Origin of the sequence: Streptomyces sp. NPDC046716 (genome assembly GCF_040645755.1) — a bacterium.
Taxonomy (GTDB): Bacteria; Actinomycetota; Actinomycetes; order Streptomycetales; family Streptomycetaceae; genus Streptomyces.
In genome coordinates, this window is the sequence record NZ_JBEYYU010000001.1 from 1 (window position 1) to 13,001 (window position 13,001).

A 13,001-nucleotide genomic window follows, 5' to 3' on the forward strand; every position below is an offset into this window, starting at 1 on the left:
AATCCGCATCCCAATAGGCCGTAGCCAGCTCCAGAGTCAGCGGAACCCCACCGGCAGTGGCATAGAGGCCGATGAGTGCTGTCAGTGCGATGTCCGCCGTGACGGGTTGGGAGGCGTTCTCGTGTTCCCCGCGCCCCTGGAAGCGAGCTCCGCTCGCCCAGGGACAGGGGAAGGCGCGCGCAGCGCATGCCTTCAGGGGCGCGGGGAACTGCGCGACCAGCCACGACGAAGCCCGCACCCGACGACGAATCAGCCCCCCCAAAAAAACACCCCGCACCAAAGAGGAGCCCCGATGACAACCGCGCCCCAACCGGAGGTACTCCGCGCACCCTTGGTCGTGGAGTTCCCCTTCACCCGCTCCCTGGGCCCCGTCCAGAGCGCCTTCCTCACCGGCCTGCGCCACCGCACCGTCCTCGGCGTCCGCACCACCGACGGCAAAACCCTCGTCCCACCCGTCGAGTACGACCCCGTCACCGCCGACGAACTCCGCGACCTGGTGGAAGTCGGAGACACCGGCACCGTCACCACCTGGGCCTGGAACCCCGAACCGCGCCGCGGCCAGCCCCTCGACACCCCGTTCGCCTGGATCCTGGTCAAGCTCGACGGCGCCGACACCGCCCTGCTGCACGCCCTCGCCGCCCCGGGCCCGGACGCCGTGCACACCGGCATGCGGGTCCGCGTCCGCTGGGCCGGCGAACGCACCGGCGCCATCACCGACATCGCCTGCTTCGAACCGTACGACGGACAGCCGGAACAGACCCCGCCCGCACCGCACTCCGGCACGTTCGACGAGGACCCGGTCACCGGCATCGTCGCCGAGGCGCGGCTCGACTACACCTACAGCCCGGGCGGCGCCCAGAGCCGCTACATCAACGCCCTCGCCGACAACCGCACCGTCGGCGAGCGCTGCCCCTCCTGCCGCAAGGTGTACGTCCCGCCCCGCGGCGCCTGCCCCACCTGCGGCGTCGCCACCACCGACCAGGTCGAGGTCGGCCCGGCCGGCACCGTCACCACGTACTGCATCGTCAACGTCAAGGCCAAGAACCTCGACATCGAACTGCCCTACGTCTACGCGCACATCGCGCTCGACGGCGCCGACCTCGCGCTCCACGGCCGCATCGGTGGCATCCCCTACGACCAGGTCCGCATGGGCCTGCGCGTCGAACCCGTCTGGAGCGAGGGCGGCCGCTACCCGGACCACTACCGGCCGACCGGCGAACCCGACGCCGACTACGACACGTACAAGGAGCTGATCTAGATGCGGCCGCCGATCCGGGACATCGCCGTCGTCGCCTTCGCCCAGAGCGACCATCTGCGCACCACCGACGAGATGTCGGAGGTGGAGATGCTGATGCCCGTCCTGCATCAGGTACTGGCCGCCACCGGCCTGAAGACCGCCGACATCGGCTTCACCTGCTCCGGCTCCTCCGACTACCTCGCGGGCCGCGCCTTCTCCTTCACCATGGCGCTCGACGGCGTCGGCGCCTGGCCGCCGATCTCCGAGTCGCACGTGGAGATGGACGGCGCGTGGGCGCTGTACGAGGCGTGGACGAAGCTGCTGACCGGCGAGGCCGACACCGCGCTCGTCTACTCCTACGGGAAGTCGTCCCCCGGCAGCGTCCGCGACGTGCTCACCCGTCAGCTCGACCCGTACTACGTCGCACCGCTGTGGCCCGACGCCGTCGCCCTGGCCGCACTTCAGGCCCAGTCCCTCATCGACACGGGGGAGACCGACGAGGGCGCCCTCGCCTCGGTCGCCGCCCGCAGCCGCACGGCCGCCGCCGACAATCCGCACGCCCAGCTGCGCGGCCCCGACGTGCCGCACGGCGATTACGTCGTAAATCCGCTGCGCACCGGGGACTGCCCGCCGATCGGCGACGGAGCCGCCGCCGTGATCCTCGCCGCCGGGGACCGGGCCCGCGAGCTGTGCGAGCGGCCCGCCTGGATCCGGGGCATCGACCACCGCATCGAGGCCCACAGCCTCGGCGTGCGCGACCTCACCGACTCGCCGTCCACCCGGCTCGCCGCCGAGCGCGCCGGCGCCTTCGAACGCCCCGTCGACACCGCCGAACTGCACGCACCCTTCACCTCTCAGGAGGTCGTCCTCAGGAAGGCCCTGCGGCTCGGCGAGGACGTCACCGTCAACCCCTCCGGCGGCGCGCTCGCCGCCAACCCGATGATGGCCGCCGGACTCATCCGCATCGGCGAGGCCGCCGCCCGCATCCACCGCGGCGAGTCCCGCCGCGCGCTCGGCCACGCCACCTCCGGGCCCTGCCTCCAGCAGAACCTGGTCGCCGTACTCGAAGCCTCCGAAGAAGCGTCCGCAGAAGCGTCAGAAGGGGAGAACCGATGACCAACAAGGAACCGGTGGCGGTCGTCGGCATCGGCCAGACCAAGCACGTCGCCGCCCGGCGCGACGTCTCCATCGCCGGACTCGTCCGCGAGGCCGCCCAACGAGCCCTTGCCGACGCCGAGTTGACCTGGGCCGACACCGACGCCGTCGTCATCGGCAAGGCGCCCGACTTCTTCGAGGGCGTCATGATGCCGGAGCTGTACCTCGCCGACGCGCTCGGCGCCGTCGGCAAGCCCATACTGCGCGTGCACACCGCCGGCTCGGTCGGCGGCTCCACGGCCCTCGTCGCCTCCAACCTCGTCGCGGGCCGCGTCCACGGCACCGTCCTCACCCTCGCCTTCGAAAAGCAGTCGGAATCCAACGCGATGTGGGGGCTGTCGCTCCCCGTCCCGTTCCAGCAGCCGCTGCTCGCCGGAGCCGGCGGCTTCTTCGCGCCTCACGTACGCGCCTACATGCGGCGTACCGGCGCACCCGACCACGTCGGCTCGCTCGTCGCGTACAAGGACCGCCGCAACGCCCTGAAGAACCCGTACGCCCACCTCCACGAGCACGACATCACCCTGGAGAAGGTCCAGGCCTCGCCCATGCTGTGGGACCCCGTCCGCTACTCCGAGACCTGCCCGTCGTCCGACGGCGCCTGCGCCATGATCCTCACCGACCGGGCGGGCGCGGCCCGCTCGCCGAAGCCCCCCGCGTGGATGCTCGGCGGCGCCATGCGCAGCGAGCCGACGCTCTTCGCGGGCAAGGACTTCGTGTCGCCGCAGGCCGGAAAGGACTGCGCCGCCGACGTGTACCGGCAGGCCGGGATCGTCGACCCGCGCCGGGAGATCGACGCCGTCGAGATGTACGTGCCGTTCTCCTGGTACGAGCCGATGTGGCTGGAGAACCTGGGGTTCGCCGCCGAGGGCGAGGGGTGGAAGCTCACCGAATCAGGCGTCACGGAACTCGACGGAGACCTCCCCGTCAACATGTCGGGCGGAGTCCTGTCCACGAATCCCATCGGCGCCTCCGGGATGATCCGGTTCGCCGAGGCCGCCCTCCAGGTCCGCGGCGAGGCGGGAGAACACCAGGTGGAAGGGGCGCGGAAGGTGCTCGGCCACGCCTACGGCGGCGGCTCGCAGTTCTTCTCCATGTGGCTGGTCGGCGCCGAGCCGCCCACCCACTGACCTTCGGCCCCTTTCGTGGCCTGTGCGCGGCACCGGCCGATCGCTAGGCTGACGCACGGACGACGAACCGGGAGGAGCACGGACGTGGCCGAGAGCACCATCGACCAGCACCCGCTCGCGGGATGGGAGAAGCCGGACCTGGATCTGAGCAAAGCGGACTGGCGCTCCAGCAGCAGGGGACTGGGCGATGTCCAGATCGCCTTCATCGAGGGCTTCATCGCGATGCGCAACAGCGGCAGCCCGCAGAGCCCGTCGCTGATCTTCACTCCCGCCGAGTGGGGCGCGTTCGTCCTCGGGGCCCGCGAGGGCGAGTTCGATCTGACGTAGAGACCCCGGAGCGCCTCCGACACGTGACTTTCGGCCCTGTCCTGTGGCTCTTGTGTGCGCGACCCTGGCCACGAGAACACAGGAACAGCCGGTCAATGAGGGCACGGCCAGCGTGCCCGGTGTCGGAGGCAATGATCCATGAGCACGCCCGAGTCGCAGAACCTTCCCGTCCTCGTCGCGGTCGACGGGTCCGATGACAGCCGCGCGGCCCTGGAGTGGGCGCTCGCCGAGACGACCCGGCGCGGCGCCGCTCTGCGCGTCGTGCACGTCCGTCAGTACGCGCCCTCCCTCCAGCCCGCCGTCCTGACGGCCGGGCCGGAGGAACCGGCCGACGACCCCGTCATCGCAGAGGTACGCAAGGAACTCGAAGGGCGTTCAGACCTGCCGCCGGTGGAGTTCGTCTGCCTGGAGGGCGTACCCGCCGCGGTGCTGCCCGAGTTGGGCGGGGAGGCCCGGCTCATCGTGCTCGGCTCGCGCGGCCGGGGCGGCTTCGCCAGCCTGCTGCTCGGTTCGAACGGGGTGGCCGTCGCCCGCGACGCCGCCTGCCCCGTCGTGGTGGTGCGCGCCCAGGAGGCGACGCCGCGGCGGGTGGTGGTCGGCCTGCAGCCGGACGACCCCGACGAGACGACGCTCGCCTTCGCGCTCGACCACGCCGCGCGCACCGGTGCGCCGGTGCGCGTCGTCGCCGCGTACGCCTGGCCGGTGCTCGCCTGGACCGCGTACGGCGACTTCGCCCTGACCGGTCAGGAGCAGGAGGCCGTCGAGAAGGAGACGCTCGCGCTGGCCCGGCAGGCCCTCGCACCGCTGCTCGACTCTCACCCTGAAGTAGAGGTCGAGATTCTGGTCGCTCCGGGCGACGCCGCCGGGCAGCTCGTCGACAACTCCGAGGAAGCCGCCCTCGTGGTCGTCGGCCGCCACCGCCGGCGCTTCACCCGGCCCGCGCCCATGCTCGGCTCGGTGACCCACGCCGTGCTGCTGCACGCGAAGAGCCCCGTCGCCGTGGTCCCGCCCGCGCCCCAGCGGTAAGGCTCTACCGCAGGGTCACACAGCCCCGCCCGGCCAGCTCGTCGAGCAGGCCGGGCGGAACGCGTACGTCGTTCCAGCGGAGATCCAGTTTCTCCAGCGACGGCAGCTCGGCCACCCAGCGCGGCAGCTCCGACAGACGGTTGCCGCGCAGATCGAGACGGCGCAGCCGGGGCAGGCCGCGCAGCGACTCCGGGACCGTCTCCAGCGCGTTGTCCCGCAGCTCCAGTTCGCGCAGCTCGCGCAGATCCCGTACGGAGTCGGGCAGACCGGTCAGGAGATTGCCGCGCAGCCACAGTTCCCGCAGCGCGGTGAGCCGGCCCAGTCCCGCGGGCAGCCGCGTGAGCCGGTTGTCCTGCGCCCGCAGTTCCACGAGCCCGGTCATCGCGCCGAGCGTCTCCGGCAGCGCGGCCAGCCGGTTCTCCCCGACGTTGAGGTACGCGAGCCCGGTCAGCGCGCCGAGGCTGTCGGGCAGGACCGTCAGCCGGTTGTCGTGCAGATACAGGTACCGGGTCAGACCCGTGAGCGCGCCGATCTCCGGGGGAACCGAGGCGAGTCGGTTGTGGCCGAGGTCGAGGGTGTGCAGCGCCGTCAGCGTGCCGATGCGGGCCGGGACCGCCGTGAGCCGGTTGTCGCACAGCAGCAGTACCTCGGGTCCGGGGTGCGTCCACACCTCTTCGGGTACGTCGTCCAGACCCGCACGCCAGTAATCGAGCCGCAGCTTGTCCATGGGCCCTCCCCTCCCGCGCCGATGATCGCGCATCCTAGGGAACTGCCCCGACAGGGCTCGTCCGGATGCCCGCGTCGGGTCCCTCGAGAACCGCCCCCGGCGGGCCGCGTCGGCGTACGCTGAGGTGCCTGGAACCCGCGGCGCGCACCGGCTCCCCGCGCCGGACGGCCACCGCGGGAGGGGGTGCGTCATGGCGCTGCGTGCTGGCCGGGGCGGTACAGGACGAGGGACCTTGTTCGAGCGCGAGAGCGAACTCGCGGCGGTCGACGAGGCGCTCGGCGAGCTGACCGGGATACCGCACGGCGGCGATCCGCCCGAGCGGCCGCACGGCGCGCTGCTCGCCGTCGCCGCGCCCGCGGGACTCGGCAAGACGTCCCTCCTCGTCGAGGTGCGCAGGCGCGCCGCCGCCCAGGGCTGCACCGTCCTGTACGCCCGCGGCGGCGACCAGGAACAGGGCGTCGCCTTCCACGTCGCACGCCAGCTGATCCAGCCCCGGCTCGCGGCGCTGCCCGAGTCCGAACTGCGCGCCAGGCTCGGCAGCTGGTACGCCATCGTGGGCCCCGCGCTCGGCCTGTGCGCGGACTCCGACGGCGCGCCGCCTGACCCGCAGGGCCTGCGCGACGGCCTCGACTGGGTCCTCACCCACCTCGCCGTGCAGAGCTCACCCATGGTCCTCGTCCTGGACGACGCCCACTGGGCCGACCCGGAATCCCTCGGCTGGCTGGCCGCCTTCGCGCCGCGTGCGGAGGAACTGCCCCTGCTGATGGTCGTCGCCTACCGCCCCGAGGAACTGCCCGAACACGGCGAGGCCCTGCGCGGCCTGCCGGGCCGCAGCGGGCAGCGACCGCTCGGCCTCGAACCGCTCAGCGCGCCCGCCGTCGCCCGCCTGGTGCGCGAGTCCCTCGGCGCGCACGCCGACGACGCGTTCTGCCGGGAGTGCTGGGCCGTCACCGCCGGCAACCCCTTCGAGGCCGTCGAGCTGACCGCCAAGGTCCACGACCGCGGCCTCGCCCCGACCGAGAGCGGCGCCCACCTGCTGCGCGACCTCGCCGCCGCCGTCAAGGGCAGCGGACTCGTCGCCCGCCTCGAACGCCTCGGCACCTCCACCGTCCGCTTCGCCTGGGCCTGTGCGGTCCTCGGCACCGAGACCTCCCCCGAGCTGGCCGCGAGCGTCGCCGGTCTCGGCGCCGAGGAGGCTGCCGACGCCGCCGACCGGCTGCGCACCGCCCGCATCCTCACCGGCGAGGTGACCGCCGAGGGCACCCTCGAATTCGTCCACCCGCTCATCGCCACCGCCGTCTACCGCGCCATCCCCGGCGGCGTCCGCGTCGCCCTGCACGGGCAGGCCGCCTGGACCGTCATCACCGCCGGACTCGGCCCGTCCGCCGCCGCCCGCCACCTCCTGGAGACCCACCCCGACGGCGACGGCTGGGTGGTCAGGGAACTGCGCGCCGCCGCCCGCGAGACCGTCCGCGCGGGAGCCCCCGACGCCGCCCGCCGCTATCTCGCGCGCGCCCTGCGCGAACCCCCGCCCCTCGAGGACCGCGCCGCCGTCCTCTACGAACTCGGCAGCGCCTCCCTGCTCACCGAACCCGCCACCACCGTCAACCACCTGCGCGCCGCCCTGGAGGAGACGGTCACCGACCCGGCGCTGCGCCACGGCATCGTCTACCGCCTCTCCCAGGTCCTCGCCCACAGCGACCGGCTCGCCGAGGCGTCGGAGATCCTGGCCCGCGAGATCCGCACCACCGACGACGCCCGCGTCCGCCTGCGCATGCAGGCCGAACAGTTCATGTGGGACGCCTTCCGCGCCGACGAACCCGACTCACCGGCCCGCTCCCGGCGCCTGGCCAGGCTCGCCGACCGGCTCACCGGACGCGACCTCACCGAGCGGTACATCATCGGCCTGCGCACCTGGGACGCCACCCTGCGCGGCGAACCCACGGACGTCGTCCTGCACCACGCCGAGCGCGCCCTCGAAGGCGGCCTGCGCTGGGCCGCCGACGAGGACCGCGGCTTCGAGGTGCCCGTCCTGGTCGCCATGGCGTTCACGTACGCCGACCGGCCCGGCCGCACCGAGGAACTGTTCATCGACGGCATCGCCGACTTCGAGCGCGCGGGCTGGCACGGCGCCCACCTCTCGTTCGCCTACACCCTGCTCGCCTACGTCCGCCACCGGCGCGGCCGGCTCGCCGAGGCCGAGGACTTCGTCCGCGCCGGGCTGCGCCTCGCCCGGCGGGTCGGGCCCGGCACCCCCGCCCACTGGTACGCCAGCGGCACCCTCATCGAGGTCCTGCTCGCCCGCGGCCGCGTCGCGGAGGCCGAGAAGATCGCGCACACCCACGGCTTCGGGCCGCCGTTCCCCGCCGCCGTCGTCTTCCCCGACGCGCAGACCGTGTACGGCGAACTGCTTCTCGCGCTCGGCCGCACCAAGGAGGCGGCGGCGGAGCTGGGCGCGGCAGGGCGCCGCCTCGACCCGCGCGGCATGCGCAACCCCGGCTGGTGCCCCTGGCAGCTGCACCTCGCCCGCGCCGAGGCGCACGACGCCCCCGAGCGGGCGCTCGCCCTCGCCCACGACGCCGTCGACCGGGCCCGCCACTTCGGCGCACCGTCCGCGATCGGCATGGCGCTGCGGGCCGCCGCCGACGTCTCGCCGCGCTCCGCGCGCGGCAAACTCCTGGAGGAGTCCGTCGCCCATCTGGAGCGCTCACCGGCCGGCTACGAACTGGCCTGCTCGCTGGTCGCCCTCGGCGCGGAGGCCCGCCGCAGCGGACATGCCAAGGACGCCGCGGACCATCTGTACCGCGGCCTGGAGACCGCCGCCGGCTGCGGCGCCGACGGCGTGGTGGAGTGCGCCAGGGACGAGCTCGCCGCCGCCGGCCTGCGGCCCCGCCCGCTGCGCGGAGCGACCACCGACGCCCTCACCGCACGCGAGCGGGCCGCCGCGGCCTGTGCCGTACGCGGCCTGTACCCGGCGGAAACGGCGGCCGAGCTGCACCTGGCGGAGACGGACGTGGTGCGGCTGCTGTCCGCGGTGTACCGCAAGGTCGGCACGGACCAGGCGGGACTGGCCGCGGCTCTGCACACCTAGCTCCGCGCGGGGCTCCTCGGCCGGGGAGCCCCGAAGCGGGAGAAGGCGTCCGGGCGACGTACCATGGCGGCATGTCCTTCCTCCGCCGCCGAGCAGCGACCCCCGCGGGCCCCGACTTCGACGTCCTGGCCATGGACCCGGGCGACTGGCCGGGCAACCTCGGCGCGGGCCTGCTGCCCGCCCCCGACGGCACCTGCCAGGGCGTGTTCCTGCGCTACGACCTGTTCGGCGGCCGCGGCCCCGCGATGGTGATCGGCAACCTGCCCGAGGGCTCCCCGGCCCGCGAGGTCGCCGAGGGCGAGATCCCCTTCGAGGTCGCGCAGCTGCTCATCGCGCTGGAGAACGACGAGGAGGTCACGGTCACGGACGTCGAGGACGTCCCGGTGATGCAGGGCGACAACCTCCTCATCGTGCGTCGCCTCAAGCTCTCCGAGACGCGGATCTCCTGCGTCCAGTTCGACCGCAGCGACGGTGTCCTGGTGACCATCGCCTCCTGGGACCGCCCCATCACCGACGACCTGTACGCACTGCTGAAGCCGCTGCCCGCCGAGCTGTTCCAGCAGGGCTGAGCCTCACCGACCGGCGCACGACGAAGGCCCGGGACCGCACACGCGGACCCGGGCCCCACTTGTCACCCGCACACGGCCGTCACTTCACCGTGGACGGCACCACCCGCACATCCGCCGCACGCACGTAGGCGACGCGGTGCCCGAACTGGATCTCGTAGTACACGTCCTTGCCCTTGACCACGCGGTGCGACGACGTGTCGAAGGTGGGGGAGTAGAAGTACTCGCCCGTGGTCTTCCCGCCGACCACATAGCGCTGGCCCGCGAGGAGCGTGTACGACAGCGGCGAGACCGCCTGCGGCGTCATCCCCGCCGGGTAGGCCTCCTTCTCCGGGTAGGCCCGCCCGTACACCGGGACCGACTCCGCGCCGTCCTTCGGCTCGACCACAAGTCCCCTGGCGTTCAAGGCCGTCGGCTGCTTCTTCGGGTTCTTGAACCAGGCCTTCTGCCCCAGGTACCAGATCGCCGTCCAGTCGCCCTCGCGCCCCGCTACCGCGTACTGCTGGCCCGTCGAGGCCCGCGACGCCATGTCGTTCACGTCGATCGTGGAGTCCTGGCCGCCCGGACGCAGCCCGATGTCCTTGACCAGCGGGGCGTCCTCACTCGGCGCCGTGTACAGCCGCACCGCGCTCGAACCGTGCGGCGCGCACGCCTCACCGGCCTTCTCGCAGCCCGTGAACTCCGGCTGGTTCCGCGCGAACCGCGGGTCGATCGTGACGACACCGCCGCCCGGACCCGCCGTCGGGTGGAACGGCTTCCCCATCAGCTGGAAGTAGTGCGCCCAGTCCCAGTACGGACCCGGGTCGGTGTGCATCGACGGGATGGTGGACGTCGTCGGCCCCGGCACCGTGTCATGGCCGAGGATGTGCTGCCGGTCCAGCGGGATGTCGTACTTCTTCGACAGGTACGACACCAGCCGCGCCGACGAGCGGTACATCTCCTCCGTGTACCAGGAGTCCGGCTGCGCGAGGAAACCCTCGTGCTCCAGACCGATCGACTTCGCGTTCACGTACCAGTTGCCCGCGTGCCAGCCGACGTCCTTCGCCTTGATCGACTGGACGATGTGGCCGTCCGTCGAGCGCAGCGAGTAGTGCCACGCCAGATACGTGGGGTCCTGGACCAGCTTGAGCGTCTGCTCCCAGGTCGCCTCCGTGTCGTGGACGACGATGTAGTCGATGCTCTGGTCGTTCGGCCGGTCCGCCAGGTCGTGGTTGCCGTAGTCGCCGTCGCCGAACTCCTCGTACGGCGCCGGGATCCACTCGCACGACACCGTCCTCGGGCACTCGGTGTCGGACGCGTCCGTCTTCTTCAGGCCCATCGACCTGAGCTGCGCCGCCTGCGGCCGCGCGGCCCGGTCCGCGGCCAGCGTCACCTGCTGCCCGGAGTCGGTGGTGCGCTGCTCGCCGTCGCGGATCACCGCGAGGACATCGTTGGCGTACGTCGCCGCCGTCGACGTGTCGTCCGCGCCGGAGAACTTCGCGATGGCGCCGTACCAGTCCGCGGGGTCGGAGCTGAGCGGCTTGCCGAGCTGCTTCTGGGCGGCGGCGAGCAGGGCCGCGCCACCGCGTACGTTCGCCGCCGGGTCGGTGCGCAGGTCGCCGGCCGGGATGCCGGTCAGGCCGGCGGCGCGCGACAGCGTCTTGAGCCGGGCCGGGAGCTGCGACTGCGTGGGGACCGTCTGCGACGCCGGGGTGGCCCGGAGCGCGGCCCGCGAGTCGTCGCCGCGCGCGTCGCCCTCCGCGTGGTCGTGCGCCACCGTGTTCGCGATCGCGGTGCGCGCGTCCGTCAGGTGCATCGGGCCGTAACCGCCGCTGACGCTGGGCGCGCCCGCGTGTGCGTCCCACCGCGACTGCAGGTACGACACACCGAGCAGCACGCTCTGCGGCACCTGGTACTCGGCCGCCGCGGACGCGAACGCGCTCTGCAGCGCGGCCGACGGCGCCACCGTCTCCTGGGGCGGGGCCGCGCCGAGGAGGGGAAGGAGCAGGGCGCCGGTCGCGAGGGTGCCCACGGCCCGAGCGCGCGTGCTGCCGCCGGGACCTCTGCCAGTGAGGGAACGCGGGGTTCGTTGCAACGGTGCCTCCAGGGGCCGGCGAATCTCGGGTTGATGCGCGGTGCGTGCGGGCCGATCGTCGTCAGTGGTATCGGCTCACCGACGATCCGTCAATGATCGGACGGGCAACGGAGATTCGCGGGATTTCCCATGTCAACACGCGTGTGCGGGGGTTTCCGGCGCGGTGGTGCGGCCGCCTGCGGCGCGTCAGTGGTGTGGACCAATGTGCGGCAACGGAGAGCGGTCATGCGGGAGTTGGGTGAGGTCCCGGTCCCTGGACACAGGGAAGATCCGCGGTACGCCATCCTCCACCCCGGCATACCGCGGATCTTCGTCTTGGTCAGCGAGTGCCGACGGCCGCACGCACCGCCTTGCGGGCCATGTTGCAGTCGTCGTGCAGGCGGCGCAGCAACAGCCGCTGCTCCTCGCCGGTCGGTACGGCACCGGGCTGGGGGTGACCGGACTGGGCCGGTGCCGCCGGGGCCTGGTCGTGCATCGAACGCTGCACGACTGTCTCGTAGGTACGGATCTCGCGGGTCAGGACGAGCATCAGATTGACCAGGAACGCGTCGCGGGAGGCCGGGCCGCCGGACTGCGCGAGCTGACTGATCTGACGGCGGGCCACCGGCGCGTCGCCGAGCACCGCCCACAGCGTCGCCAGGTCGTACCCCGGCAGGTACCACCCCGCGTGTTCCCAGTCCACGAGCACGGGGCCCGCGGGGGAGAGCAGGACGTTCGACAGCAGGGCGTCGCCGTGACAGAACTGGCCCATCGTGCCGCGGCCCGAGGTGTGCGCGATGCCGTGCAGCAGCTTCTGCAGATCACCCATGTCACGGTCGGTCAGCAGACCCAGATCGTGGAACCGGTTGATCCGCTCCGCGTAGTCCAGCGGCGCGGCGAAGGTGCCCGCCGGAGGCCGCCACTGGTTGAGCCGGCAGACGGCGCCGAGCGCCGCCCTGATGTCCGCCCGGGGCGGTGCCTCGGCCGGGTGCCTCTGCAGGGCGGCGACCCGGCCGGGCATCCGTTCGATCACCAGCGTCCCGTTGTCCGGGTCCGCCGCGATCAGGCGCGGCACCCGCACGGGGGGCCGGTGCCGGACGAACGAGCGGTAGGCGGCTATCTCGTGCCGGACCCGCTCCGCCCACACGGGGGAGTGGTCCAGTAAACACTTCGCGACGGCGGTGCTGCGCCCTGTCGTACCGACGAGGAGCACGGACCGCGGGCTGCGGCGCAGTACCTGCACCGGATGGAACTCCGGGCAGATCCGGTGCACCGAGGCGATGGCCGTGCGCAGCTGGGCGCCCTGAGGGCCGGACAAGTCGAGTCTCCCGCTGAGCGGTTGCGTGCCGAGCCCCGGGACACGCCGGGTCCTGCCGACGCCACCGAGCGCCGTGGACCCCGGTCGCGCGGGGTCGAGGTACGGGCCGCCGCCGGCCACCGGGCGGGCGGAGCGCAGCGGCCGGGGCGGGGCGGACACGGAGGACGATGCTGCGTACATGGGAGATACAGATCCCTTCGTGTGCCGATCAGTTGCGTGCGCCTCCCGGCCCGGTCGAGTTCGGTAACACCCTGGGGAATGCCCTGCGACGACCGGGTCGGGGTGGCGCATTCCTACCTGACACCCGGGGGACAGGAGCACAACAGCTGGCGCACCCTGGCGAACCGTGGCGAATAGTCGCTCAGCAACTGACA

General features: G+C 72.8%; 10 protein-coding genes. 7 read left to right on the forward strand and 3 right to left on the reverse strand.

Going from position 1 to position 13,001, the window contains the following annotated elements; translation table 11 throughout:
* Positions 1–292 precede the first annotated feature (292 nt).
* The 5 genes from ABZ930_RS00005 to ABZ930_RS00025 all read left to right on the forward strand — a co-directional run bounded on the left by ABZ930_RS00005 (position 293) and on the right by ABZ930_RS00025 (position 4,872).
* Positions 293–1,258: an OB-fold domain-containing protein gene (locus tag ABZ930_RS00005; protein ID WP_361538796.1), complete on the forward strand. Its 966-nt coding sequence runs from the start codon at positions 293–295 to the stop codon at positions 1,256–1,258.
* Complete coding sequence (locus ABZ930_RS00010; protein WP_361538799.1) at positions 1,259–2,353, forward strand: thiolase domain-containing protein; 1,095 nt, start codon at positions 1,259–1,261, stop codon at positions 2,351–2,353.
* Positions 2,350–3,519, forward strand: coding sequence for a thiolase domain-containing protein (locus ABZ930_RS00015; protein ID WP_361538802.1), 1,170 nt, complete (start codon positions 2,350–2,352; stop codon positions 3,517–3,519). Before ABZ930_RS00010 ends, ABZ930_RS00015 begins: the two co-directional genes overlap by 4 nt.
* An 84-nt stretch (positions 3,520–3,603) precedes the next feature.
* Positions 3,604–3,846 (forward strand): DUF397 domain-containing protein, encoded by a 243-nt coding sequence (locus ABZ930_RS00020; RefSeq protein ID WP_361538805.1) that lies wholly within the window; start codon positions 3,604–3,606, stop codon positions 3,844–3,846.
* A gap of 138 nt (positions 3,847–3,984) precedes the next feature.
* A complete protein-coding gene (locus tag ABZ930_RS00025; protein ID WP_361538807.1) occupies positions 3,985–4,872 on the forward strand; it encodes a universal stress protein in 888 nt (295 codons plus the stop codon).
* A 4-nt stretch (positions 4,873–4,876) separates the two neighbouring features.
* On the opposite strand, the gene ABZ930_RS00030 is transcribed toward ABZ930_RS00025, so the two are convergent.
* The gene (locus ABZ930_RS00030) at positions 4,877–5,599 is read right to left on the reverse strand and encodes a leucine-rich repeat domain-containing protein (protein ID WP_361538810.1); all 723 of its coding nucleotides are present in this window, start codon (positions 5,597–5,599) and stop codon (positions 4,877–4,879) included.
* A 190-nt stretch (positions 5,600–5,789) separates the two neighbouring features.
* Between ABZ930_RS00030 and ABZ930_RS00035 the strand changes: the two genes are divergently transcribed.
* Together ABZ930_RS00035 and ABZ930_RS00040 are read left to right on the forward strand one after the other, a co-directional pair.
* Positions 5,790–8,690, forward strand: a complete 2,901-nt coding sequence (locus ABZ930_RS00035; protein WP_361538813.1) for an AAA family ATPase — start codon at positions 5,790–5,792, stop codon at positions 8,688–8,690.
* A 71-nt stretch (positions 8,691–8,761) separates the two neighbouring features.
* Entirely contained in the window at positions 8,762–9,259 is a 498-nt protein-coding gene (locus tag ABZ930_RS00040) for a hypothetical protein (RefSeq protein ID WP_353940497.1), read from the forward strand.
* A 79-nt stretch (positions 9,260–9,338) separates the two neighbouring features.
* Here ABZ930_RS00040 and ABZ930_RS00045 read toward each other — a convergent pair whose 3' ends face one another.
* A complete protein-coding gene (locus ABZ930_RS00045) occupies positions 9,339–11,267 on the reverse strand; it encodes an N-acetylmuramoyl-L-alanine amidase (protein ID WP_361538816.1) in 1,929 nt (642 codons plus the stop codon).
* Positions 11,268–11,649: 382 nt separating this feature from the next.
* Positions 11,650–12,807 carry an aminoglycoside phosphotransferase family protein gene (locus tag ABZ930_RS00050; RefSeq protein ID WP_361538819.1) on the reverse strand — a complete coding sequence of 386 codons (1,158 nt, stop codon included), beginning with the start codon at positions 12,805–12,807 and terminating at the stop codon, positions 11,650–11,652.
* Between the last annotated feature and the right edge of the window lie 194 nt (positions 12,808–13,001).